Annotated in this window: 22 protein-coding genes; 18 read left to right on the forward strand and 4 right to left on the reverse strand. The window is 42.9% G+C overall.

The genetic code is table 11. The features are described 5' to 3' along the window. Positions 1 to 14: 14 nt before the first annotated feature. The 9 genes from AC3EBE_RS16760 (at position 15) to AC3EBE_RS16800 (ending at position 12,255) form a co-directional block, all read left to right on the forward strand. Positions 15 to 833: a pyruvate, water dikinase regulatory protein gene (locus AC3EBE_RS16760; protein ID WP_488596186.1), complete on the forward strand. Its 819-nt coding sequence runs from the start codon at positions 15 to 17 to the stop codon at positions 831 to 833. Next, entirely contained in the window at positions 833 to 3,505 is a 2,673-nt protein-coding gene (gene ppdK, locus AC3EBE_RS16765) for a pyruvate, phosphate dikinase (protein WP_488596187.1), read from the forward strand. The genes AC3EBE_RS16760 and ppdK overlap by 1 nt, the downstream gene beginning before the upstream one ends. A 207-nt stretch (positions 3,506 to 3,712) precedes the next feature. Then, complete coding sequence (locus AC3EBE_RS16770) at positions 3,713 to 4,093, forward strand: hypothetical protein (RefSeq protein WP_488596188.1); 381 nt, start codon at positions 3,713 to 3,715, stop codon at positions 4,091 to 4,093. 107 nt (positions 4,094 to 4,200) lie between these two features. Next, on the forward strand, positions 4,201 to 6,777 hold the full coding sequence (locus AC3EBE_RS16775; RefSeq protein ID WP_488596189.1) for a DEAD/DEAH box helicase: 2,577 nt from the start codon (positions 4,201 to 4,203) through the stop codon (positions 6,775 to 6,777). Between the two features lie 192 nt (positions 6,778 to 6,969). Next, positions 6,970 to 8,235 carry a LysM peptidoglycan-binding domain-containing protein gene (locus AC3EBE_RS16780; RefSeq protein WP_488596190.1) on the forward strand — a complete coding sequence of 422 codons (1,266 nt, stop codon included), beginning with the start codon at positions 6,970 to 6,972 and terminating at the stop codon, positions 8,233 to 8,235. Between the two features lie 123 nt (positions 8,236 to 8,358). Beyond that, positions 8,359 to 8,742, forward strand: a complete 384-nt coding sequence (locus AC3EBE_RS16785) for a phasin family protein (RefSeq protein WP_488596191.1) — start codon at positions 8,359 to 8,361, stop codon at positions 8,740 to 8,742. 15 nt (positions 8,743 to 8,757) lie between these two features. Then, positions 8,758 to 10,434 (forward strand): ABC1 kinase family protein, encoded by a 1,677-nt coding sequence (locus AC3EBE_RS16790; protein WP_488596192.1) that lies wholly within the window; start codon positions 8,758 to 8,760, stop codon positions 10,432 to 10,434. Between the two features lie 111 nt (positions 10,435 to 10,545). Continuing rightward, a complete protein-coding gene (gene glsA / locus AC3EBE_RS16795; protein ID WP_488596193.1) occupies positions 10,546 to 11,472 on the forward strand; it encodes a glutaminase A in 927 nt (308 codons plus the stop codon). A 105-nt stretch (positions 11,473 to 11,577) separates the two neighbouring features. Then, a complete protein-coding gene (locus AC3EBE_RS16800; protein ID WP_488596194.1) occupies positions 11,578 to 12,255 on the forward strand; it encodes a hypothetical protein in 678 nt (225 codons plus the stop codon). Positions 12,256 to 12,309: 54 nt separating this feature from the next. Here the strand turns inward: AC3EBE_RS16800 and AC3EBE_RS16805 are convergent, their stop codons facing one another. Together AC3EBE_RS16805 and AC3EBE_RS16810 are read right to left on the reverse strand one after the other, a co-directional pair. Beyond that, complete coding sequence (locus tag AC3EBE_RS16805; protein WP_488596195.1) at positions 12,310 to 12,684, reverse strand: hypothetical protein; 375 nt, start codon at positions 12,682 to 12,684, stop codon at positions 12,310 to 12,312. Between the two features lie 5 nt (positions 12,685 to 12,689). Beyond that, a complete protein-coding gene (locus tag AC3EBE_RS16810) occupies positions 12,690 to 13,880 on the reverse strand; it encodes a ParM/StbA family protein (protein WP_488596196.1) in 1,191 nt (396 codons plus the stop codon). A gap of 176 nt (positions 13,881 to 14,056) precedes the next feature. Here AC3EBE_RS16810 and AC3EBE_RS16815 point away from each other — a divergent pair, with 176 nt between their 5' ends. The 3 genes from AC3EBE_RS16815 to AC3EBE_RS16825 all read left to right on the forward strand — a co-directional run bounded on the left by AC3EBE_RS16815 (position 14,057) and on the right by AC3EBE_RS16825 (position 17,255). After that, entirely contained in the window at positions 14,057 to 14,881 is an 825-nt protein-coding gene (locus AC3EBE_RS16815; protein WP_488596269.1) for a CsxC family protein, read from the forward strand. 298 nt (positions 14,882 to 15,179) lie between these two features. Further along, the gene (locus AC3EBE_RS16820) at positions 15,180 to 15,956 is read left to right on the forward strand and encodes a CsxC family protein (protein ID WP_488596197.1); all 777 of its coding nucleotides are present in this window, start codon (positions 15,180 to 15,182) and stop codon (positions 15,954 to 15,956) included. A 150-nt stretch (positions 15,957 to 16,106) separates the two neighbouring features. After that, the gene (locus tag AC3EBE_RS16825; protein WP_488596198.1) at positions 16,107 to 17,255 is read left to right on the forward strand and encodes a hypothetical protein; all 1,149 of its coding nucleotides are present in this window, start codon (positions 16,107 to 16,109) and stop codon (positions 17,253 to 17,255) included. A 63-nt stretch (positions 17,256 to 17,318) separates the two neighbouring features. Here the strand turns inward: AC3EBE_RS16825 and AC3EBE_RS16830 are convergent, their stop codons facing one another. Together AC3EBE_RS16830 and AC3EBE_RS16835 are read right to left on the reverse strand one after the other, a co-directional pair. Next, the gene (locus AC3EBE_RS16830) at positions 17,319 to 18,119 is read right to left on the reverse strand and encodes a CsxC family protein (protein ID WP_488596199.1); all 801 of its coding nucleotides are present in this window, start codon (positions 18,117 to 18,119) and stop codon (positions 17,319 to 17,321) included. Between the two features lie 276 nt (positions 18,120 to 18,395). Further along, on the reverse strand, positions 18,396 to 19,019 hold the full coding sequence (locus AC3EBE_RS16835) for a CotY/CotZ family spore coat protein (protein WP_488596200.1): 624 nt from the start codon (positions 19,017 to 19,019) through the stop codon (positions 18,396 to 18,398). 192 nt (positions 19,020 to 19,211) lie between these two features. Between AC3EBE_RS16835 and AC3EBE_RS16840 the strand changes: the two genes are divergently transcribed. The 6 genes from AC3EBE_RS16840 to hutG all read left to right on the forward strand — a co-directional run bounded on the left by AC3EBE_RS16840 (position 19,212) and on the right by hutG (position 26,432). Then, a complete protein-coding gene (locus AC3EBE_RS16840) occupies positions 19,212 to 19,811 on the forward strand; it encodes a branched-chain amino acid aminotransferase (protein WP_488596201.1) in 600 nt (199 codons plus the stop codon). A gap of 515 nt (positions 19,812 to 20,326) precedes the next feature. Beyond that, entirely contained in the window at positions 20,327 to 20,764 is a 438-nt protein-coding gene (gene hutP / locus AC3EBE_RS16845; protein ID WP_488596202.1) for a histidine utilization transcription antiterminator HutP, read from the forward strand. A gap of 103 nt (positions 20,765 to 20,867) precedes the next feature. Then, on the forward strand, positions 20,868 to 22,394 hold the full coding sequence (gene hutH, locus AC3EBE_RS16850; protein ID WP_488596203.1) for a histidine ammonia-lyase: 1,527 nt from the start codon (positions 20,868 to 20,870) through the stop codon (positions 22,392 to 22,394). A 95-nt stretch (positions 22,395 to 22,489) separates the two neighbouring features. After that, positions 22,490 to 24,151 (forward strand): urocanate hydratase, encoded by a 1,662-nt coding sequence (gene hutU, locus AC3EBE_RS16855; protein ID WP_488596204.1) that lies wholly within the window; start codon positions 22,490 to 22,492, stop codon positions 24,149 to 24,151. An 84-nt stretch (positions 24,152 to 24,235) separates the two neighbouring features. Next, complete coding sequence (gene hutI / locus AC3EBE_RS16860; protein WP_488596205.1) at positions 24,236 to 25,516, forward strand: imidazolonepropionase; 1,281 nt, start codon at positions 24,236 to 24,238, stop codon at positions 25,514 to 25,516. Beyond that, positions 25,485 to 26,432, forward strand: coding sequence for a formimidoylglutamase (gene hutG / locus AC3EBE_RS16865; protein WP_488596206.1), 948 nt, complete (start codon positions 25,485 to 25,487; stop codon positions 26,430 to 26,432). The genes hutI and hutG overlap by 32 nt, the downstream gene beginning before the upstream one ends. The last annotated feature ends 32 nt before the right edge of the window (positions 26,433 to 26,464 follow it).

Below are 26,464 nucleotides of genomic sequence, written 5' to 3' on the forward strand. Positions count from 1 at the left end.
GAAGTGAGCGCATTTTGGATATGAAGGAAGTAGTCTACGTTGTATCCGATTCGGTCGGAGAAACCGCGGAATTTGTAGTGAAAGCCGTGGCAACGCAATTCAATGGCGGCCAGGTTGATATTCGCCGCAACTCGTACGTCGAGGATGAAGAAGATATAGAGGATGTCCTCCTGCTTGCAAAGCAAGGGCGCTCAATCATTGCTTATACCATTGTTGTTCCTGCCCTGAAGTCGTACCTCGATAAACGGGCACAGGAAGAAGGGATCTATGCAGTCGATCTCCTTAATCCACTGATGAGCGCGTTCGAAAAAAAATTCAACAAGCAGCCTAATAACCGTCCCGGAATGATGAGAAAGCTAGATGATGATTATTTCAGGAGGATCGAGGCAATTGAATTTGCAGTAAAATACGACGATGGCAGAGATCCTCGCGGCATATTAAGGGCTGATATTGTATTGCTCGGAGTGTCTCGCACCTCCAAAACTCCTTTATCTATGTATCTGGCTCATAAGCGCTTCAAGGTAGCGAATGTACCGATCGTTCCTGAAGTCAAACCGCCGGATGAACTCTTCCAGGTTCCGCGAGGCAAATGTGTAGGCTTAATTATCTCCCCTGATAAATTGAATGAAATCAGGACTGAAAGGCTGAAAGCGCTTGGGTTAGGTGCAAGGGCCAACTACGCGAGCTATGAACGTATACTGGAGGAGCTAGACTATGCCGAAAAAATAATGAAGCGTGTTGGATGCCCAGTCATCAATGTATCAAATAAAGCGATTGAAGAAACAGCAGGCTTGATTCTTGATATTCTAAAAAGTGAGAGGAGTTTTACGTGATGTCTAAATTTGTTTATCTCTTTAATGAAGGCAACAGCAGCATGAAAGAAATCCTTGGAGGGAAAGGTGCTAACCTTGCTGAAATGACCCGGATCGGCCTTCCTGTGCCATTTGGATTCACTATTTCGACAGCAGCCTGCAATGCATACTATGATGCAGGAAAGACGATTTCAGCTGAAGTCCAGGCTCAAGTACTTGAAGCTTTGGGAAAACTTGAAGAGAATACAGGCAAGAAGTTAGGCAACCCGGAAAACCCACTGTTAGTTTCTGTTCGGTCAGGTGCAGTGTTTTCTATGCCAGGAATGATGGATACCATCTTGAATCTTGGCATGAACGATGAAACAGTTGAAGGAATGGCGAAGCTGACAAACAACCCGCGTTTTGCTTATGATTCCTATCGCCGTTTTATTCAAATGTTCAGTGACGTAGTTCTAGATGTAGACGTCTTTTTCTTTGAGAGATTGCTAGAGGAAATAAGGGAAGCGAAAGGCTATCATTCTGATCCTGAAATGACTGCGGAAGACTGGAAGGAAGTCATCGAGGAATATAAAAACATTGTGACAAAGCATACAAGAAAGCCTTTCCCTCAGGATCCTAAGGAGCAGCTATTCCTTTCAATCCAGGCAGTATTCGATTCATGGAACAACCAGCGTGCAATCGTCTATCGCCGCCTGAATAAAATTCCTGCCCATTTAGGTACGGCTGTGAACATTCAAAGCATGGTATTTGGGAATATGGGAGATGACTCTGGAACAGGTGTAGCTTTCACAAGGGATCCGTCGACCGGGGAGCATATTCTTTATGGAGAGTACCTGATCAATGCTCAGGGTGAAGACGTAGTAGCAGGGATACGTACTCCGCAGCCAATCCAGACGCTGAAAGAGGAAATGCCTGATGTTTACGGACAGTTTGTCGATACATGCAAACGTCTTGAACAGCATTATGCCGATATGCAGGATATTGAGTTTACTGTTGAACGAGGGAAGCTGTTCATTCTTCAAACGCGTACAGGTAAACGCACAGCACAGGCTGCTATCCGTATTGCTGCAGAATTGGTCCATGAAGGGATTATTGATAAAAAAACTGCGCTGCTTCGTGTGGATCCAGAGCAGCTCGACCAGCTGCTGCACCGCAGGATTGATGAGAATTTTGAGCGGGAACAGCTTGCCAAAGGCCTTCCTGCTTCCCCAGGCGCTGCTACCGGGAAGGTAGTGTTTGATGCAGATGAAGCAGAACTGCTTACAAATGATGGCCAAAAAGTGATTCTTGTACGTCCAGAAACGACTCCTGATGATATACATGGAATCATTGCTGCACAGGCAGTTGTGACAAGCAGGGGAGGAATGACCAGCCATGCAGCAGTAGTTGCACGCGGTATGGGTAAGGCATGTATTTGCGGCTGTGAAGCGATGAAAATTGATTTGCATGAGAAGCAATTCCGTGTCGGCGACACTGTCGTGAAGCACGGTGAGATCATTACAATTGATGGCGGAACTGGCGAAATCATGCTTGGGGAGATTCCGATGATTGAACCTGAATTGTCAGAGGAATTCCAGTTACTGCTATCTTGGGCAGATGAAGAGAGGAAGATTGGTGTCCGTGCAAATGCAGATAATCCAGAGGATGCAGCCAAGGCACTAGAATTTGGTGCCGGCGGAATTGGGTTATGCCGGACTGAGCATATGTTCATGGATGCTGCAAGAGTTCCGATTGTCCAGAAAATGATTCTTGCTGACAATTTTGAAGACCGTACCAAGGCACTTGATGAACTTCTTCCGATGCAGCAGGAGGATTTTGAAGGAATCTTCGAGGCTATGCAGGGACTGCCGGTAACCATCCGTCTGCTGGATCCGCCGCTTCATGAATTCCTTCCAGATAAGGAAGAGCTTCTAGTCGAAATCACTAAATTACAGATTCTTGATCCAGAATCGAAAATATTGAAGGAAAAAGAAGCACTTCTGAAAAAGGTCCGCCAATTGGATGAATTCAATCCAATGTTAGGCCACCGCGGCTGTCGTCTTGGAATGATCCACCCGGAAATTTATGAAATGCAGGCCAGGGCAATTTTTTATGCAGTGGCTAAACTGGCCGATAACGGGATCGAGGTTCAGCCTGAAATCATGATTCCATTAGTAGGGCACGTGAATGAACTGAAGGAAATGCGTGAGCTTGTAAATCTGTCAGCACAAAGCATTATGGAGGAAACTGGCAAGGAATTCAACTATACGGTTGGAACGATGATTGAGATCCCACGTGCTGCTTTGACTGCAGATCAAATTGCTGAAGAAGCAGATTTCTTCTCCTTCGGAACGAACGATTTAACCCAGACAACTTTCGGCTACAGCCGTGATGACGCGGAAGGCAAGTTCCTCCAGGCGTACATCGAACAGAAGGTACTGCCTGAAAATCCCTTCGCTGTACTGGACCGTGAGGGAGTCGGAAAATTGGTTGAGACCGGGGTAGCCTTAGGCCGTAAAACAAAGCCAGGACTTAAGACTGGTATTTGCGGAGAGCATGGCGGTGAAAAGAGTTCGATTGAATTCTGCTACAACGCAGGACTTGATTATGTCAGCTGCTCACCGTACCGGGTACCTCTAGCTCGGCTTGCTGCCGCCCAGGCAACCATCAGACATGAGAAACTGAATGAAAAACAAGCAGTAACGGCAAATTAATGGATAATTTAGAGAGCGTGTGCAATCGCACACGCTTTTATTAATGGCTGAGCCCTAATAAAACAACAATCAGCAAGAATATTGCCTTATTAATAGGTAACCAATGGAAAACAGGGTATACTATTCATATAAGTTTAATCCTTAGGTCTTCTGGTGTTACGACTCACCATGAGAAGGCGTGAGACCAAACCAGAAAGGATGAGGCAAATGATCGTAAAACTTTATCAGGCAAAAGCAGGGGACGGCAAGAAAAAGAAAGGTCTATGGAGGACTAAATCATACTTTACTTCACCGAACGAAGCTGTATCAGAAGCATTGGCACTGAAAGAAAAGATGGACTCGAGGTATAGTAATGAAATTGAATGGGATTATCAGAGTGTCTTTACCGGCAAAGCCGATAAAATGAAAATTCTTAAAGGCTACTTAAATGGAGATCGGGAAAGTACACCATTCTATTTGGAAATTCTTTGCGCTGATCATCCAGAAAAAATAGACGCAGTATCACCAATTAAGCCGAAACATATTTCTGAACAGGATAAGGAAATAATAAACAGAGTAGTGAAAAAGTTAGAGGTTAAAAACGCCTGATAACAGCGTACTCAGCTTAGAAAAATAATAAGTGGCAATATAGAGGTGCGCACAATTTTTGTGCGGCCTTTTGTTTATAAAAGTTATAAGTTATAAGGAGCTTTTACATGAAACAACTCGAAAGTATTTATGAGCTAGCGATTGAGCATACAAAGAGCAAGGTTATGGAGGATATTGAGAAATTCCTTGGAGAGCATGAATCGGCTCCAGCATTCGATGATTATCTTGGAAATAGAAATACATACCTGACACAAATTTGGCTTAATGTCTGGCTGACTAAATCGACAAATGATTTTTCGAAACGGGACAAGAAAGCTTTTTTGAGTGAGCGTGGGTTTACGGTCGAGGGTGTTGACCGGAAGCTGATCAATAAACTTTTCCGTAATGAAGTGAGGGAATATCAGCCTTTTGATGTGCTTTCTTGGATTAAAGGAATTATCAGCGATCAAAAATGGCTTGGAATGTATGAAAGTGCCCGGAAAAAGTTTCTCAGAAAGGCAGAAGAAGAAAAAACACTGGAAAAGAAATCGGCAATCAAGGAACGGATCTATCAAAAGGCAAGAGGTACTTTGGAACAGTTTCAAGAGCTTGCATATTTAAGGCTCAGGCATGAAATCTCAAAGGATTTAATTCATATTTTTAAAGAAAATCCTCGTTATAAAGATATAGATACGTTCATGCTTGAAGAAAAACTGACTGAACTTGGTCCATTTAACCCGGAGGATTACCGGACAATGGCTGATTTTTATGATGAGCTGACAGGACAGATCCACCAGACCGCCCATTGGGGAAGACATTATTTTGAATATGAAACCTATCAATATTTTTTTGAAAAACGAGTGATAAAGTTATTTGGAAAAATCGGGTCAGAAGAGGTAATGAATCATCTGCCTGCTGACATTATCAAGGATTATGAAGAGATCTTTGAAGACCAGGTTAATATGAATGAGGTAAAACGTATTATAGACGACCTGCTGTTTGCTTATACAGATGGGTTTCTTTATAAACTTCAGGAGGAATATGTAAATGACCTGTTGAAGTTAGCTGAAATCCCATTTGATGAAACTGTTCATCGTGAAAGATATGAAATGGACCTGGCAGTGAGGGCACGCAGGAAAGCTGAAGAAGAAGCCGAAATCCGCAGGAAAAAAGAAGAAGAAGCGAGGATGCTGGAGGATATCTTCGGCAGGGAATACAATCCTTCCCTCAGAAGGAATGTCCGTTACATCCTTCATATAGGAGAAACAAACACTGGGAAGACGCATCATGCACTTGAGCGGATGAAAGCTGCGAAGAGCGGACTGTATTTGGCACCATTGCGGCTTCTCGCTTTAGAAGTTTATGAAAAACTGAATAACGAAGGAGTCCCTTGTTCTCTAAAGACAGGGGAAGAGGAAAAGATTTCTGAAGGGGCGGCCCATATTTCCTGTACTGTAGAGATGTTTCATGAAAAGGATTTTTACGACGTGGTCGTGATTGATGAATCCCAGATGATCGCTGATAAAGACAGAGGATTTTCGTGGTATAAAGCGATCACAAAAGCAAACGCGGAAGAAGTCCACATCATTGGAAGCAGGAATATCAAAGGGATTATGATGGAGCTGCTGGAGGATAATCTTGTGGAAATATATGATTACACCAGGGATATTCCACTTCAGGTTGAGAATAAGGAATTCAGCCTGAATCATGCAAAAAAGGGGGATGCCCTTGTCTGTTTTTCACGCAAGCAGGTGCTGGAAAACGCTTCGAAGCTGCAAAATAGCGGAAGGCAGGTAAGCATGATTTATGGCAGTATGCCGCCAGAAACAAGGAAAAAGCAAATGGAGCGCTTTATCAAAGGCGAAACCACTGTTGTAGTAGCCACTGATGCAATCGGGATGGGCCTTAACCTTCCAATCAGGCGGATTGTCTTCCTTGAAAATGAAAAGTTCGATGGCACAAGGAGAAGAAGGCTGACATCACAGGAAGTAAAACAGATAGCAGGCAGGGCAGGAAGAAAAGGTATCTACAATGTGGGCAAGGTAGCGTTCACGTCGGAAATCAATTCAATGGCCAAGCTTCTGGAAAAAGAGGATGCACCGGTTGCGACCTTTTCTATAGCTCCGACTTCGGGAATCTTTGAACGGTTCCAAAAATATCATCGTTCTCTTGCTGTATTTTTTGAGCTATGGGACAAATTTGAAAGTCCTAAGGGGACAAAAAAAGCAACCCTCTCTGAAGAGCGTGAATTATATGAGTATGTCAGGGATACTGAGATAGAGGCGAGGCTGCCAATGATGGAGCTATACGGATTCCTGCACTTGCCATTTTCCTCAAAAGAACCTGCTTTGATTGAGCAATGGCTTGAAACAATCAAGGCCATTGTCACAGATGAAGAGCTTCCTGAGCCGGTAGTTAAGACTGCCACTCTTGAAGAACTGGAGCTTTCATACAAAGCGATTGGGCTTCATTTGTTATTTTTATACAAGCTTGGCCGAAAGACTGAAGCGGTGTACTGGGAAAGAGTCAGAACAGGGCTTAGTGATGATGTTCATGAATTTCTGAAATCTGAAGTGAAAAATTATAAAAAGAAATGCAGGCACTGCGGAAGGGGAATTCCTGTTGATTCTCCTTACCAAATTTGTGATGCCTGCCATACAGCCAAAAGCCGAAACCGCAACGAAGGTAAGAGCAGATGGCGATAAACTGATTTGGCAGGGCCCACGATATATGGGACCCTGCCTCTTTTTGTCCCGCAAACATATTTAATCGTCCCGATAATGATAGCTGCGGGACTTTAAAGTAAGATGTATCTATTTTGACGATTTAAAAGTAATATAAACAATCTGTTCAGCCATATGATGGTAAGAGATATTTCCCAAAAGGGTGTGATTCAGATGGCTGTGCATGTAGTAAAAGCCGGTGATAATTTGTGGTCTATCGCCAGGAGTTACGGTGTAACAATCCAAAGCATCGTCGATCTCAACAGGCTGCCTTCATCAAGCTTAATTGTTCCAGGGCTTGCTCTTTATATTCCAGATAATCAGCCGGTCATTCGGTTTTATAAGATAAAATCAGGAGATACACTTTGGAAGCTCGCTGTTCAATTTAGAACATCAGTTGCCAGTATATTGAATGCAAATCCGGGAATGGACCCAAACAAGCTGTACATTGGCCAGAATATTAATATCCCATCACCTCTAAAGCCTCCCTTAGCTACCCTTGGCTTTATCGTGCCTTCTTCACTGCAGTCTTTTCTTGCCGGCTTTGATGCGTTGGCTCCAAGACTTACCTTCCTCGCTATTGTAAACTACTCTTTCACAAGTGAAGGATATGCTTATGCTGGGGTGGATGATTTAGCATATATTAAGAGAAGCAAAGAGTTGAATGTGATTCCTTTGCTGGTACTTCAGAATACTACAGCGGAAGGATTCAGCAGGGAGCTTGCAGGAACGGTTCTTGCGAATCCAGCCTACCGTAAAAATCTCGTAGCGAGCCTAGTAAATCTTTCGAAACAGAGAGGCTTTGGAGGCATCAGCATAGATATGGAATTCGTACCTCCTCCGCAGCGTGAGAATTTTAACCAATTCTTACGTGAGCTTAAGGCTGCTATGGGCAATTTGATTCTGCATGTAAATGTCCATGCTAAAACAGAAGATATCCCAACAAACCCGATCATTGGTGCATATGATTATAAAACCATTGGCGAGATTGCTGACATCGTCGCTGTAATGACTATTGACTATGGATACCCCGGCGGTCCGCCGGATCCGATAACACCGCTCTGGTGGTTAGCTTTAGTGATTCGATATTCAATCTCTTTGATTCCTCCGGGTAAACTGCAAATTGCCCTTGGATTATACGGACATGATAAAATACCAGGATCTAGTCAGTTTAGGGCAATTTCTGTTTTGGAGGCGCAAAATTTGGCTATCACCACGGGATCAGCCATCCAGTTCGATCCTGCGGCGAAATCTCCCTGGTATCGTTACTGGAAAGGCACAGAGGAGCATATTGTCTGGTTTGAGGATATTCGAAGCTATATAGAAAAATACCGGCAACTCGACCTTTATCAGCTTTACGGAACGACTTTCTGGCAGCTAAGCCTGCCGGCTCCTCAAAATTGGGCTTATTTAGAGAAGTTTGATATCTTGAAGGCTTAAACCTGGGCAACCGAAAAGATCGCATCTGCTATGAAGCAGGTGCTTTTTTGTCGTAAAAGGGTGATTAACACAAGTTTTTGGGTATTGTTAAGTTAACAGTTAGTTTAAAGGAGGATTCCAAATATGAATAGTTTTCTTAAAAGCGGCTTTTTGCTGGGACTCGGTGCTGCTGTGGCAGGAAAAGAAAAGTTCGATGAAAGCATTATGAAGCTTGTTGAAAAAGGGAGCATGACCCAAACTGAAGCGGATACCATATTTGATGAATTTTATAAAAAAGGAGAAAGCAAAAGTGACGAATGGAATCAGGATTTTAAGGAAATGGCGAAAAACCAGCTTACGGAACTGGGCTTCGTAACAAGAGAAGAGCTGGATGTAGTCAAGGCACAGTTAGTCCTGATCCAGCAGGAATTAACCCAAATGAGAAGCAAAAATTTAAAAACGGACTTAGATCTGACGGATCAGGGAATTGACAATATACCGCCGGGCTTTTCCAAAGACATGAAATAAACAGCAGGTGACGGAATGTTGACAGATCGCTTAAGAAGATTAAATAGATATAGAGAAATAGGTTCGATTTTAGTGAAGTATGGATTTGGCTATGTTCTGGAAGAGGTAGGACTTTTTCAGGTCTTATCCCTGAAAGACAGACTTGTCGCAGACATGAAGACCGGAAATACACAGGAAGCAGGTTATCGCATTAGGTGCATGCTTGAAGAGCTGGGACCTGCCTTTGTAAAGCTTGGGCAGCTTCTCAGTATCAGGACTGATTTGCTTCCGGCGGATATTGTAAAGGAACTGGAGCTTTTGCAGGATCAAGTCCCGCCTGTGCCTGCCGGGGAAATAAAAGAAAAAATCTATCAGGAATTCGGGAGGGAAGCGGAAGAGATTTACCTTTCCTTTAATGATGAATGTGTTGCAGCTGCTTCTATCGGACAGGTCCATGAAGCTGTTCTTCCGACAGGTGAAAAGGTGATGGTCAAGGTCCAGCGGCCAGGTATAAAACAGGTAGTTTATACCGATTTGCAAATTTTACAGGATCTCGCCAAATTAATTGAGGACCGCTATGACTGGGCACAATATTATAATATTACTGAAATGGTTGAAGAGCTGTCAGAGTCCATCCGGAGAGAACTGGATTACTCAGAGGAAGCCAGGAATACCGATATGGTCCAAATGCAGTTTGAGGACTGCGAATCCATTAAAGTACCCGAGGTATTCCATGAATTTTCTACATCGCAAATCCTGACGATGGAGAAGATAGATGGAATTAAATTGAATGAGCTGCAAACGATGGCAGCTGATAAGGAAGAGAAACAAAAAATCGCCGATTTGCTGGTCAGGGCCTATATTACGCAAATTCTTAGAGAAGGTTTTTTTCATGGAGATCCTCATCCCGGAAATATCCTGTACATTCCTGGAACAGAGCAGCTCGTCTTTATTGATTTTGGACAAGTCGGCAGGCTTTCAGCTAGGATGAGATATGATACCACATCCATGATGGTGGGTATCATGCAAGAAGATACAAATCAAATTGTCAAAGCTATCTTCAGGCTGGCTGACATCCCTCCGGATATCGATAAAGATCACTTTTATGACGATGTAGATGCCATCCGTAAAACGGTAGATCTCCAGCCTCATGAGGGGCTGAGATTAGGGCTGACGGTAAAGGAACTTTTTGCTGCAGCACAGGAGCATAGGATAATCCTTCCTAAAGAGATGACGATGATGGGAAAGGCACTGGTTACAATTGAAAGCATCATTTCCGAAATGGATCCAGAGCTTGATATGATTTCGCTTGCGAAGCCATATGGAGAGCAGTTGATGAGGGAGCGATATGATCCTATTAAAATGGGCAAAAGGTTTTTGAATAAAGCCGAGGATTTGACTGATACTATCACTGATATTCCCAATAAGGTGGATACTGTATTAGATCAGGCATCCAAGGGGGATTTAAAATTTGAAATCAGCCTTTCAGAAATCAATCGGATCCTTAATAAATTCGATCGGATCAGCAATCAGGTTTCCTTCAGTTTGACATTGCTTGCATTCAGCATCGTCGTGTTAGGGCTGATAGTTGGTGCCACCTTTGGAAACAATACGATTCTTACAAGTGTACCGGCCATCGAAATCGGTTTTATGATTGCCTTTTTGATGTTTCTCTGGATTATCTATTCTATTTTAAGATCGGGCAGATTTTAGATTCATTAAAAAGGTGGCGGCACAACTGTGCCGCCTATTTTTTAGGGAATGACAGGGAAACTGGCAGCGGGTTTTATAATAAGATTCTTATCATTCAATGGAGGAAATGTTATGCCGTGTAGATCTACTGATGAGTTGCAGCAGCTTGTAGACGATGCAAAATTTTACACAAGACTAGGAAAGGTAGCAGATTATATTCCTGCACTTGCCAAAGCACACCAGGAGGAACTGTCAGTCGCCATTTACCATGCTGATGGGACTTGCATATCCGCAGGGGATGTCAAGCAGAAGCTTACATTGCAAAGTGTCTCGAAGGTATTGACGCTGGCTCTTGCCTTGATGGATTACGGTGAAGAGGCAGTTTTCAACAAGGTTGGCTATGAACCTACTGGTGACCCGTTTAATTCAATTATCAAGCTGGAATTCAGCCCTTCTAAACCTTTGAACCCAATGATCAATGCCGGAGCACTTGCAGTTACTCATATGATAAAGGGCAGCAATGAAAGCGAGCGTTTTAACAGGATTCTTGCATTTATCCAGGATCTCGCGGGCAACAAATCTATTGGATATTCAAAAGAGGTAGCTGAATCTGAATATATAACCTCAGACCTTAATAGGGCTTTATGTTATTTCATGAAACAGCATGGAGTGATTGACGAGGATGTTGAAGAGCTTTTGAGAGTATATACAAAACAATGCGCTATCGAAGTGGATTGCCTGGACCTTGCGAGAATCGGCTGTATTTTTGCGATGGATGGTGTTGAGCCGGTTACCAGCAGAAGGATTATCCCTGCGTATGTAGCAAGGCTGTGCAAGACCTTTATGGTAACCTGCGGTATGTATAATGCATCAGGCGAGTTCGCGGTAAGGGTTGGAATTCCGGCAAAAAGCGGTGTATCTGGAGGAATCATGGGCTCAGTTCCTAACCGCTTCGGCATTGGCATTTTGGGCCCGGCTCTTGATGAAAAAGGGAATAGTATTGGCGGGATCAAACTGTTGGAAATGATGTCTGAAAAATATTCAATGAGCATGTTTTAAATGAGCGATTTTAAATTGTAAAAATTCAGACATATTTTTCCCGAAAGCGTTGAAATTATTATGCTAGGATAAGGAGGTGAGAGTAATTCCTGAAAGGAGAAGCAAATGATTAAAGAAAATGAAAATAAGATTATTTTAATGCAGGAAAAATTGAAGATTGCTGCTTTTGATGAATTAGATGAACTTTTTTATTTTGCTGATGAGTATTACGGAGAGTATCTGTTGGACCTTATGGATGAGTTTACTGAAAAAGCAAATTCCAATGATGAAATTATCTCAGCCATGATACCTCATCTGTTTTCTTGGGCCATACTGTATCATCGGGTAAGGGGTGGCAGAAAAACCATACTCCAATATTATCTTGATTCTGCTGAATACAGGCACAGAAGAAGACCAAAAGTGCATCGCATACTTAGCGAATGGAAATATGCCATGCCCGGCTTTTATTTTGTTGAAGAAATAACAGATATAGCCAATGGAAGGGTATTGGTGATGTCGGATCTTTTTCAGATGAAAGAAAAGCTTGTAGTAGTTTACAATGAAATTTATCACAAGCCTAAAGAAGGCAACATGGTAATTGGTTATTTACTCCCTGCCGGTGATGGTTCTTTTTCACCAGTCATTGATTTCTTCCATATCCCTGCAACCTACACAGAAACCACCGCTTTTAGGCTCCTGGATTATTACCACAAAAAAGCTGTTTCTACAGACAATGATTTCTACTTGAAACATTATCCCAAATTATTGATGTTGATCTGCCAAATGCTGAGTCAGTCCAAATGAATTTCAATAAGGCAGAACAAAGGACGTGTACTCATGTACCGTCCTTAATTCATTCTATCCTCCAAATGCCTCGAGAATGTCCTCTACTTCTTTCAGATTAAGCAAATTAGAGGCATCTGTTTGATCTTTCCCTATCCTTTGGTGGACTGATGGTCTTAGTGGGTATACGCCATTCGCTAATATTTCCTTGATATCTGCCAGCTGCTGCAGAATTTCGCTAGTGCCACCATTGAGCACAGGTTTAGGAGACAAGTATTGATGAAGAGCCGAGAGAACAAGATGGCTCAATGAACTGTTGTTGGCATGGTATTCAATTTGCTCGGCAACTTTAGGTGAAACTGTATAGGTTTCGCCAGTTTTAACATCAATATATCGTTCAGGGACGGTTATCGCGATTTTATTTACATAGTCCGTATATGTGTTTGACATACCGATCATCCTTCAACGGAAATTAGTTCCTCGGTATTCTCATGCTGTTTTTTTAATTGATTCATTTTCGCCAAGATCATGAGGCCGAAGACATTCAGTTTTTCAAGGTTTTCAGGGAACGTCAGGTCAATTGGGCGCCCTTTTTCAGACCATCTTAAGGCTGCTTCCTGAATTTGTTTCTGTGCAAGCTTGGCTGCACCGCCCACAGCAATGTAACGTGAGGCACCTTTTATTTCACTGGAACTGCTTCTGGCACGATCAAAATGTTCGAGGTATTTAATCGCCATGATCCGCAGCTGCGGAATCACATATTTGCTGATGTCTTTCCTGACACCTGCAAAAGGCTCGACATACCATTCGGATTGTCCGGCATAAAGCTTCTCTTCAAGCTCCGACCTTGAATCGAAGGTATATAGCTCGTTTTTGCTGACTTTTTTAATGATGGTATCGAGGAATAAATTGATGCCGAAGTGGTCTCCCTCAACGGAGGCTACAGGCTTGCTATTTTTTATGCCTACAAAGTCTACAGAATCACCGCCGAGGTCTCCGATAATAATGCCCTTCCGCGAATCTTTAACCAGATTTTCATCCTTGATTGCCATCGTTTCGATATCGCGAATTAAGCCAAGATAAGCGCAGGCTCCTTCCGCCCCGACAATAACATCCTTGATCTCAAGTTTGACAATCAATTCCTTTGGTTCAGGAATGCCTGGCACCTTATGGAGGGTAACGGTGTGGTTCCCTATTAATCTTTGTTTCAATAATTCTTTCTTTTCCTTGTACTGAGTAGTTGGCAGCGATACTGCAAGCTGGTCGATACAATAATTGATTTCGATATCATCTGGATTGATGATCGAAGCATGATAGGCAGCCGCTGCGAAAAGCAGGATATAGGTGCGGTCTTCATCGGCTTTTTGATTATTGCTTGCTGTCAGGCTGACATTCCTTTGTTTTGCCGCAGCCTTCCCCGCATAAAAAACTTCTCTTTTGTTATTGATCGCCGGGCTTCTTACCTCTGCGATCAAATTTTCCTCGAGGTCTATATCTTCCTCGTCATAGGGCTTTTCATAAAATTCGTCATCATATAGGGCGATGGCATTTGGCAGCTGATATTCAAAAAGCTCTCCTTGATCAGAGGCCAAAATCTTATACCAGCTGTTGCCAATATCGACTGCAAAGTAATTATGATTGTTCATTTTATCCTCCTCCTTTTGAATTCTATGCAATAGGCATGGGCATCTGTGCAAGTACCCATTTTTTAATATTCACTAGAAAAGAATAATCGCGGAAATCTTGTAAAATAGCAAAATTCCGCGTTTGCTCTGATTCATTCATCTATGCCAAAAAGCCTTTAAAGAATAGGATAAACTGTATAAGAAATTACAAGGAGGAAAAAAGAATGACTAAAGAACATCACGGTTCTAAAGGCTGTGTTAATGTAAATCAATCCGCATCTGTGGAACAATGCGAAAATGTAATTGTTGATCCAGTAGGTACAATAGGTTCCGGAATTGTTAGAGTCCCAGTTGTACTCCAGGAAGTAAGAGTAAGAACAAATACGGTAGCAAATATTAGTTTCCCTGATCCTGTACTTGAAATTAAAGACGTTAAGAAAAGGGTTAAAATTGTCCAGTGCAGGCTGTTATTAGGAGACGATTTAGAAACTGATTTTGGTATACCTTTATTTATTAAAGGTTTCATCCGCAAGAATATTCAATATGCAACACCTTGCCCTCATGCAAAAAGTGACTGTGTTGCCTCTGAAATGCGCTCACTTACAGTGGACGTTCCATTTGAGTGTGTTACTAACATTACTGACTTTTTGACTGACCCGCTTTTGCCATCGTTAAATACTCGTTCTGAATTTGATTTCTTCAGAGCACAGAACCTGGGACACGGTTTCCCTGAAAAAGACCAGCTGTTATCAAGCGATCTTTCTCAATTCCATCAGGTAAGCACACAATTCTACAACCAGCTTCCATTCTGTGAACTGATTTCAAGCAGGATCGTACAATGGGATGAGGCAGTTGACCGTTATCCATTACCAGGAAATGGCCCTTTTGAAGAAGGTACCTTCCAACACATGGTTCAAAAAACAATGCTGGAATTCACAATTAAAATTTTGCAGAACAGGCAAGTTACAATTACAGACAATGGAACAGGCGGCGTAGGAAATCCGGGAAATGGCGGATGCTAATTAAATAGTTTCTGAGGAAAAGCATGGCAATGACAAACAGTCGCCATGCTTTTTCCATTTTCACTAATCCATACATATTCACATGGGATCATTTTGACAATGTCAATAGAAGGAAAAAAAACGAAAAAATTTTTACCAAAGGATTATTAGTATGTACATTATAGAGAAATAAAGGGATTAACGTGGGTACTTGCCCTTAATTCCGCTCTTGCATAAGGGCAAATGCCTAGACCCAAAAATTGAAAGTGCATAGGATAGAGCATCTTCACTCTACGGAGAGTTTAAGGAGGAGCCATGTATGTTTGAAAAAGATAAAAATAAACCAGATTATGAGTGCAAGCCTTCCAATGACCATTTCGATTGCAAGCCGCATCATCATCACCCGCATGTGAGCTTAGGGAAGGTCGTAACAAAAGTTCCTGTTGTTCTAGCCGAGTTGACCCTTCAAGTAAATCTTGATACAATGATCAATTTTCCAGAGCCGGTATTGGAAATTAAGGATGTAAAGAAAAGAATCAAGTTAACTCAATGCCGTTTGCTGCTGCCAACAGATAAATTATTCATTAAAGGTTTTGTAAGGAAAAACATTCAGTATGCCAGCCCTAGCCAGGATATCCAGGCTTCTACATCATCATCAGTAGCATCTGACCTGCATTCTTTCACAGTGGATATTCCATTTCAGGTGGTAACGGAAATCAAAAAATTCCTGTCCCCTCCAGTAAAACCACAAGTCAATAATCGCAAAGAATTCGATTTCTTTGTTTCGAAACCATTGCCAACTGGGTTTCCGGAAAAGGACGAATTGCTGACAAGCGATTTATCTCAATTCCACCAGGAGAGCAGCCAGCACTATAATGAACTTCCTTTCTGTGAATTGGTTTCCAGCCAAATCATTGAGTGGGATGAAGCGATCGACCGTCAGCCGCTGCCGACATCTTCACCGATTGATGAGGGCTATTTCCAGACAATCGAGGAAAAAATGGTCATCGACTTCAAAGTTCGTGTCTTGCAAAATCAGCAAATCCGCGTTTCTTCCGCAACAAATGATCCAGATTACTTTGATGAGTCAGAATAACCTAAATTATAAAATGGCGGGGATTATACTAAGCGATCAGTAGTATAAGCCCCTTTCTGCATTTAAGAGCCTTTAGGGTGAATCATGATTCAATAATCATTTATAGGAAAGGAGGGTAGGGAAAGGATGCACTAACAGAAGCACCTTCCATTGAAAATGGCAAATGAAAATAGGACATTTCAAGACAGGAACCCTTTTTATGGTGACTGGAGAGGCAGAGGACCTGAAAATAGCCAGCCATTGAGTGATGCCGAGATGGAAAAAGTTTTTGAAGAAATAGATCATGACTTAAGTACTGGCAATTCACAAAGAGGCAGCCAGCTGCAGAGGCCACGAGGAAAAGGAACTGCTATGCCGTTGATTCTTGCTCCTCCTGTAATTAAAAGTGTCGAAGAAAAACCTTCTTCCGCCAGATTCACTGCCTCAGATTCATTTGAAGATGAATCAACAGACATTCTGGAATCAAGTGGTGAACTCGAATCCCCTGAAGAGTCCGATGAGCAAGTGATGTTAGAGAGCCAGGAAAATGAGGAAAGGCCCACCATGCTAGAGGATGAGGAATCTTCCGAACTAATATGGTCTGCATTTGATGATGAAAATGAAGATGACGAGCTATTTCTGGAAAGTCTTGAAGATGATGAATCTGAAGAGTACACCGAGGAATCCGATAATGTGGAATCCTATGAATCCGTCGAGCTTCATCAGGCTGATCCGGAAGATATTGATTTTGCTCCAGCAGCATACCTTGGCAAGGATTATAATGTTGCCAATACAAAGGTCAGGCTCCCGGTACACCTGGCCACTGTGGATTTAGAAATTGATATCTTCGATACATTTGCATTATCCAGGCCCCTTTCGTCTGTAGATAAGGTTGAGTGCACACTTCACTCTATTGATGTAGAAGCGTTGATCCCATCTTCAAAGCTGTTCACAAAAGGAATTCTGCTCTTGAATATTGATTATGTGAGCACAAATGATTGCGGCACAATGCATTCAGTGAAGCTGCATATACCATGGAAAAAAATAGTAGACATCGATTGGATTCAAAAACCAGAGCTCTCCTGGAAAAACAGTAAAGAATATATGTATACGACACCATATGGAGATGATCCTGCTTACCACAGAGAATTCTGTGAAAGTCTTGTTGAAAAGATAACCTTTAATCTTTCGAGCCTGCATGCCGTATGGAATGAACAATTTATCAACCATGACCGGGTTTTGGTGCAGGGAACTGCCAGAATGGACATCGACCTGTATCAGAAACAAAATCTTGATCTTAGCAGGATATTAGGGCATTAAAACCCTGCATTCAAATATTTTTGTATGTAAAAGGGTGCCTCATACGAGTCACCCTTCGAATTATTAGCCTTCATGACGCTTCATTAATTCAGACATTCTTGCTTTCATGCTTTTAGGTTCTTCCATCTTGTAACCTGATTCACATGATTCTTCTTCCTTGCCGCCATAGCAATACCCCAGGTTAACCTGTTGAGTCTGAAGCAGTTTGAAGAATAAGCCAACTTCCATTTTTTCAGTGATGCGACTGAATCTTCCCCAGTTGTCGAAGTCCTTGTAAAGATCTAGATCGTTGACGAAAGAAGCCAGAAGTTTACACTCGATTGGTTCATTGTAATATTCATACGTGAATGCACCAGACGTACAGTTATCTGCTCCATGGCCCTTCTTGTCTACGAATCTTCTTTCGTAAACTGTGTTTTTCTGGCTTAGGTGCTCGTAATCTGGGTAGTTGTGTACATATACAGCCTGGCTGCATGTGAACGGAACATCTACGCTGTAGTCCTTAAGCATGCCGCTGCATTGCTCTACATACTGGATATTCTTGTGTACAACACCAGTGATATAGAGTTTAACCTTTTTGTAATCCATTGCTGAACGGATTGCTTTGCACTGCGTCAGGGAAACATTCCTGCGCATATGCTTGATTTCACGTGCTGCAGTCGGAAGTTTGATGTCAGCTTCCACTTCTACCTGAAGTTCTACTTCGGATAGTGCAACTGGAATATCAGCAACTGGATATTTTAGATAGTTGCCTTGCGGATAGAAGGAATCACTATCGCAGTCTACCCGGATCGTTTTGGCTTCATCGCAAGAAAGCTGAGGCGGGCAGCCATGATACGAATTGCAACCTGTGTTTTTCTTCATAATGTTCACTCCTTTTTTTGATAATCAAAAGCAGTAAGAAACAGAAAATTTCCGTTTCTTTCTTTTGACTTACTATTTTATATGCCAGTACAAGGCTAACGGCATAGACGAATGATAGAGGGCAATCACATATTTTTTACTCCACGAAAAAAAATGAGAGAATTCGGGACAAGTGCGGAATGATTGATAGACAACAATAGAACCCCGCAGCCAATTATGCGGGGCTCTAAATCTCTTTGTAATTATTGGACCGATAAATTGTTTTTACATTCTGCTTCAATGCTTTTTGCCAGAACAAAGGATTTTTCTAGGATCCATTTTATGTGCTTTTACAGGCGGGAAGCATGTGATACCTACAAAGTCTTTCAGGTTGACTTCAAAGCAGGCACCTGTCCGTATGAAGCCTTCTATTCCATTATGCTTTCCTTCGCAGCGCTCTGGGCATAAAAGCTCCAAAATTGCGCAGCAACTGGATCCCTTAACAAACTTGCTTACACGGAAAAAAGCAGACTTAATATCATAAAAACATCCGTTCATCTTGATGACGCCTGTACCGACAAAGGTTTCGCAATCTCCCTTGCAGCCGCATAATAACTTAAACGGGATTGTGTCAAACTCAGAATGCTTTGTCTGGTTAAGCAGTTCTTTAATGGACCTTTCGCAGCTGACATCACAGCCATGGTTCCTTTGCTTTACTTCCTCTTGGGCATCATTGATTGCCCGGACTTTGCTGCATACACAGCTGTGAAAGTCTTTTTCATCTTTCTCCTTTCTGCACCCGCAGTCATGGTCGTCATCTTCATACTTATGCTCGTGGCCATAATCACGGTCTTTATGGTCTTTGTATTCGCGCTTATGGTCCTTGTCATGATCACGTTCACGGAAATAATGATACTCCATCTTAGCATCTCCTTCCCTATAGATTGGTGATGTATTAACAGAATATGGGGAAAAGCTTTGTTTTGTATGGGGATGTGACTAGAGAAGCGGAAAATCTTTCGGATTTTTTGGGAAGAGCCACAAGAAAATTTGCTATTTATAAAAAGAACATTCAAAATTAAGTGGATGGATCATTAAGGAGGGACAAGCATTATGCTGAAAAAACAAGTTGAACAATATATAAATGAGAAACTTAAAGAGGCAGAAGCCAATACTAATCTTGAATTATATAGAGAAGAAAAAGATTATGCAGAAGAGCACAATCTCCTCAATAAAAATAAGCAGGAAATTACCATTGCTGAACCACAGAAAAGGTTCGAGGGTGCATATATTGAAAGAGGAGATAAAGAAACAGAGGAGTTCCTAGGTGAAGAATCAGCGGAATTTTTAAAGAAGCCAATAGACTATTTTAAGCTTCACAAAAACGAATTCATGTACCTTGAATCAGAATGGTGGGGATTCGTAAATGTCGATGCTGTCAGTTTCGAAGCGGATGATGTATTCGGTACCTTTGATGTCATGCTGGGACTCAAGTTTCAAAAGAAATATGGAGAGGCACTCAAGGCCTATTTATCGGAAAATCTTCAGGGTGCTGAATTCGATTTGATGTTTGATGGTAATGAAGGGATCTGGAGCCTGAATTTTGCTTTGAATAATTTAGATGGCTACCAGGAGAACATGACCATAGGCGGCGCGTACAGCCTGGTTTACAGCTTGCTTTTTGAGCTGTCAGAACAAATTGAAAAGAAATAAATTGGAAAAACGCCTCTTTTGGCGTTTTTTTTAATTTGAATTTTGATCGATTTTTGTAGAGCCGTATTTTCTGATACATGGGATAAAGGACAATTAAAGATGAAAGTCATTGTGAAGGTACTTATACAAGAGTTCTATAAGACATTCAGAGATAGGTGATTGTTGTGAATGTCTTAAATAAGGGTTCTTAAAGACATTCAGAGGGAGAAAAGTGTTGTGAATGTCTTATAAAATGGCGCTGTAAGACGTTCAGAGGGAGAGAGTGGTTTAATGAGAGTTCTATACTGCATTTTTTTAGGGTAAGCACCTATTTTTAAAATACAACTTTATGAATAATGATTTCCTGTTCGTATGATTTTTGAAACAAACCATCCTTTAAAACACTTTAGCTTGGCAGTGTACTGCTATATTAGAATACTAAAATTTGCCAAATCTGTTGACAGAGGATAGTACGGGAGCATACACTTAAGTTAAGTTATTAGTTAATAGTAAAAATTCAGAAATTGAGGTTTGTCATGAGCACTAAACTAGCCATTGGAAAAACTGCAATTCTGCTGGCTTCGCTGACAGAAGAAGAAATGAGACTCATTAATCCGGCATTAACAGAAATCAGCCATTGCACAGGCAAGGTTGGTTCGATGAATATGCAGAAGGTGATTTCAGCAGTTGAAACTGCGGCCAAACGCAACGGGCTCATACATCCTCATTTATACAGAGAAACACATGCCCTTTACCATGCGATCATGGAGGGGATGGAAGGTGTCACAAGAGGGCATCTTGCGATCGGTGAGATGAGCAGGACAGTCGGCCTTCGTTTTGCCGTTGTCCGCGGGACTCCATTTGCTGATAAAAGCGAAGGGGAATGGATTGCTGTCGCTTTTTATGGAACCATTGGTGCCCCAGTGAAAGGATCGGAGCACGAAACCGTAGGGTTAGGAATCAATCACATATAATTGTACATTGCCTATAGTATACAAGTCATTAGGAGGCGATGATGGTTTTGCATGCCATTGTCGTCTCCTTTTTATTTTTAAAATTAACGGGAGGTTAGTGTCAATGGTTGTATTAACAGGGGCTTCATTAACACTAGAGGAAATCAAGCAAATCTGCTTTCATGGCGAAATTGTCGCCATCAGTCCAGACAGCATGCGCAAGGTGGAAGATAGCAGGGCGGCAGTTGAAAGAATCGTTGCAGAAAAACGTACGATTTATGGAATAAATACCGGATTCGGCAAATTTAGTGATGTAGTGATTGACGAACAGGATGTAAATGCTCTGCAACTGAATTTAATTCGCTCTCATGCCTGTGGAGTTGGTGAACCCTTCCCTGAAGTTGTTTCACGGGCAATGGTCCTGCTTCGCCTGAACGCACTTATTAAAGGCTTTTCGGGAGTGCGGCCAGTGATTGTCAAAAGGCTTGCGGATTTGATTAACCTGAATATCCATCCAGTGGTTCCGCAGCAGGGATCTCTTGGTGCTTCAGGTGACCTTGCTCCGCTTTCCCATTTGGCACTCGTTCTTCTTGGGGAGGGAAAAGTTTTTTATAAAGGAGAAGTGATCCCTACAGCAAAAGCATATAAGCAGGAAGGGTTGGAGCCTGTCGTTTTGCAGGCTAAGGAAGGTCTTGCTTTAATAAACGGAACTCAGGCGATGACGGCAATGGGTGTAGTGAACTGGCTTGAAGCCAATGACCTGGCATATCAATCTGAATGGATTGCTGCGCTGACAATGGAAGGGCTTGAAGGTGTCATTGACGCTTTCCATCCGGCAATTCATCAGGCGCGAGGCTACAAGCAGCAGATGGACGTAGCAGAACGGATGAGGGATTTGCTTGAAGGCAGCAAGCTGATCACGAAACAGGGTGAAAAAAGAGTCCAGGATGCCTATTCTCTCAGATGTATTCCGCAGGTACACGGTGCTTCCTGGCAAGCGCTTGATTATGTAAAAGAAAAGCTTGAAATAGAAATGAATGCCGCAACTGACAATCCATTGATTTTTGATGGAGGAGAAACTGTGATATCAGGCGGGAATTTCCATGGACAACCGATTGCGATTGCGATGGATTTCATGAAGATTGCGGTAGCAGAATTCGCCAGTATCTCAGAGCGGAGGATTGAAAGGTTAGTGAACCCCCAGTTGAATGATCTGCCGGCTTTCCTGAGCCCTCAGCCTGGATTGCAGTCAGGGGCGATGATCATGCAATATAGTGCTGCTTCCCTCGTCTCGGAGAACAAGACACTGGCTCATCCTGCAAGCGTGGATTCGATCCCTTCATCAGCAAATCAGGAGGACCATGTGAGTATGGGGACAATCGCTTCCCGTCATGCCTACAGCATCATCCGAAATGTTAGGCGTGTGCTGGCGATTGAATGTATCTGCGCTCTCCAGGCTGTTCAAATACGCGGAATCGATAAAATGGCTCCGAAAACGAGAGCCTTCTATGAGGATGCAAGAAAAATAGTTCCTTCCATAACTGAAGACCGTATCTTTTCCGAAGATATTGAAAGGCTGGCAGATTGGCTAAAAAAAAATAACAGGCAATGGACAGCTATGATCAATGATAATTACAATCTAGTTCATTAAATAAAAAAGATGAAGCTTAGGTCATTTTGATATAAATCTTGCTAAAGAAGGTTATCTGCAATACCGAAAATCAAAAAAATCAAGGAGCTGGGATTATGGCAATCGAAGCGAAAAGGAATATCAGGGCGAAAAAGGGACTGGAACTGGAGTGCAAAGGCTGGGAGCAGGAAGCTGCATTAAGGATGCTTTATAACAATCTTGACCCTGAGGTTGCAGAAAGGCCAGAAGATCTAGTTGTATATGGCGGCATCGGCAGAGCTGCGCGAAATTGGGAAGCATTTGACGCGATTGTAGATACTTTGCGCAGATTGGAAAACGATGAAACAATGCTTATCCAGTCTGGCAAGCCGGTAGCTGTTTTTAAAACGCATAAAGCAGCTCCGCGAGTATTATTATCGAACTCTGTACTTGTTCCAAAATGGGCCAATTGGGATCATTTCCATGATCTGGACAAAAAGGGCTTGATGATGTATGGCCAAATGACGGCAGGAAGCTGGATTTATATTGGTTCACAGGGGATTTTGCAGGGAACATATGAAACCTTCGCCGAGGTAGCAAGACAGCATTTTGGCGGTACATTGAAAAACACAATAACCTTAACAGCAGGACTTGGAGGCATGGGCGGCGCCCAGCCGCTTGCTGTCACCATGAATGGCGGTGTCTGTATCGCAGTTGAAATTGATCCTGAGCGGATTCAGAAACGTATTGATACTCGCTATTGTGATAGGATAACACATTCCATCGATGAGGCTATGGAATGGGCAACTGATGCTAAACTCAAGGGAGAGCCATTGTCGATTGGTTTGGTCGGTAACGCAGCTGAAGTACATCTTGAACTGCTGCAAAGGAAATTCAAGGTGGAAATCGTAACAGACCAGACATCAGCACATGATCCCCTGAATGGATATATTCCTGTTGGGCTGACCTTAGAAGGAGCGGATAAATTGCGCAAGGAAGACCCTAAGGAATATGTTAAGCAATCCTCATCCTCTATGACGAAACATGTAGCGGCGATACTTGAATTCCAGCGCAGAGGTGCCGTTGCTTTCGATTACGGGAATAACATCCGCCAGGTTGCCAAAGACAATGGAGAGGAACATGCATTTGATTTTCCGGGATTTGTGCCAGCATATATCCGCCCGCTGTTCTGTGAAGGAAAAGGCCCTTTCCGCTGGGCAGCTCTGTCCGGGGATCCGTCTGACATCCATCGAACAGATGAGCTGATCAAGGAGCTTTTCCCGGAAAATGAAGCGTTACAGCGCTGGATTGCTATGGCACAGGAAAAAGTTGCATTCCAGGGACTTCCGGCCCGCATTTGCTGGCTTGGATATGGCGAACGTGTAAAGATGGGTCTTGCCATAAACGAACTTGTTCGCAAGGGTGAATTAAAAGCGCCTATCGTCATTGGCCGCGACCATCTTGATAGCGGTTCAGTCGCCTCTCCGAACCGCGAAACTGAAGCTATGAAGGATGGGAGTGACGCGGTGGGTGACTGGGCAATACTGAATGCCCTTGTAAATGTGGCAGCTGGAGGCTCTTGGATTTCCGTCCACCATGGCGGCGGAGTTGGGATGGGGTATTCTTTGCATGCAGGAATGGTTGTAGTTGCGGATGGAACAGACCTGGCAGAGGAGCGGCTTAGAAGAGTCCTTACAACAGATCCTGGTATGGGCGTGGCCCGCCATGCAGACGCAGGATATGAAAAAGCAATCGAGACTGCCAAAGTAAAAGGCGTCGACATCCCGATGCTTCCTTAAAGTAACAAACTCAGAATTTATAAAACTAAAAAAATTCCCATGTTTCCCACCGAATCAACTAAATACAGAAAGGGTGGAGCTGAATTGAAATATGATTTGCTTGTATACAATATAGGACAGCTAATCTTGCCAAAGGCGTCTGATAAGCCGTTAAAGGGCGACGAGATGAAACAGCTAAACATAATCGAACACGGAGCATTTGCGATAAGTGAAGGGAAAGTCGCCTGGATAGGATCTGATTCAGAGGCTGCCAGCTTAAACGCTTCGGAACGATTCAATGCAAAAGGGAAAGTAGTTTCGCCTGGTCTTGTTGATCCCCATACCCATCTTGTTTTTGGCGGATCCCGCGAGCATGAACTTTCCTTAAAACAAGCGGGCGTTCCTTATCTTGATATCCTGGCGCAAGGAGGCGGCATATTATCAACAGTGAACGCTACCCAAAGAGCTTCCGAAGAAGAACTTTTTGAGAAAGCTTCCTTTCATCTGGAGAGGATGATTTCCTATGGTGTGACCACACTCGAAGCAAAGAGCGGTTATGGGCTTGACCCGGAAACGGAATTGAAACAATTACGAGTTGTGAAGCGTTTGAAAGAGAAATACCCTGTCAGCATCGTTTCAACCTTTCTCGGTGCACATGCTGTCCCGCCTTCTTTTAAGGGAAAAGAAGATGAGTTTCTTACATTAATGTCAGATATGTTCGATGAAATAAAGGAACAGGAACTGGCTGAATTCGTCGATATTTTTTGTGAGACTGGTGTCTTCACGATTGAACAGTCAAAAGCCTTTTTGCAAAAGGCTAAGGACATGGGGTTTGGTTTAAAGATCCACGCAGATGAAATCGACCCGCTCGGAGGGACTGAGCTTGCAGCCACTTTGGGAGCGGCAAGTGCCGACCATCTTGTTGCTGCCTCGGATAAGGGGATTGAGTTATTAAGCGAAAAAGATACAGTTGCTGTGCTCCTCCCAGGCACCACCTTTTATTTAGGGAAGGACCATTACGCCAGGGCAAGGAAAATGATAGATGAAGGTGCGGCGGTTGCATTGGCTACCGATTTCAATCCTGGAAGCTGTGTCACAGAAAACCTGCAAATGATTATGTCGCTTGCAGCCCTTAAGCTGAAAATGTCAGCGGAGGAAATCTGGAATGCCGTTACCGTAAATGCGGCCCATTCCATTGGAAGGGCAAGGGAAGCGGGATCGCTGGAAATTGGAAGGAAAGCTGATTTTGTCATTTGGGATGTTCCAAATTATAGATACATTCCTTACCATTATGGAGTCAATCATGCGGAAACTGTATTTTTAAATGGAAACAAACTTTGGGAGAGAATGCCTTATGGTGAAATTCAGCTATCTTCAACCCGGTAAAACGGCTGTTTTTAAGGATCAGTATGTCACAAAGGTAAATGAATGCCTTTTTCCTTATACAGGAGGAACTAAGGCAGATGTTGGGGTGATTGGACTGCCGTTATCGAAAACCTCGATATCGCTGTCTCAGGCTTCTGATGCGCCAAAAACCATCAGGGCATGCTTAAACGGGTTCACAACATTCTCAGGTGAGAGAAATAAAGATTATCACGACTTAAATATCGTCGATTATGGAGATGTGATGACCCATCCAACAGATATGGAGGAATCGATAAGCCGGATTCATACTAGTGTAAAAGAGATGATCGATTCTGGATCCAGCGGGAGATACATCATGCTAGGCGGCGATCACGGTGTAAGTTTTCCCTCTATCCGTGCCTTTCAGGAAAGCTATGGCGAAATAGGAGTAATCCAATGGGATGCTCATCATGATGTCAGGAACCTGGTTGATGGCGGCAGGACAAATGGAACTCCATTCAGAAGCCTTATTGAAGGAGGATTCTTGAAAGGTGAACACTTGGTCCAGGTAGGGATACGGGATTATGCAAATGCGAAGGAATACCATGACTATACCCAGGATAGGGGAATTACCGTCTATCATATGGCAGATGTCGAAAGAGAAGGAATTGTTCCGATTATAGAAAAGGAAATCAGCCGTTTGTCTAAAATAGTAGATGTCATTTATCTTTCCGTCGATATGGATGTAGTCGACCAGGCTTTTGCGCCGGGATGTCCTGCCATAGGGCCAGGAGGAATAACGAGCAGAGAACTGCTGGCTGGCATTACTGCGGCTGCTAAGCATAAAAAAGTGATTGCAATGGACATTGTCGAAATCGATCCGTCCAAGGATTTCCGGGATATTACCAGCAGGCTTGCTGCGGCAGCTATGCTGAGGTTCATGTATGCTGACAAGTGAAACAATAAAAAACAGCCTGCAGGCAAATAAAG

The sequence above is a fragment of the Mesobacillus sp. genome, assembly GCF_057785455.1.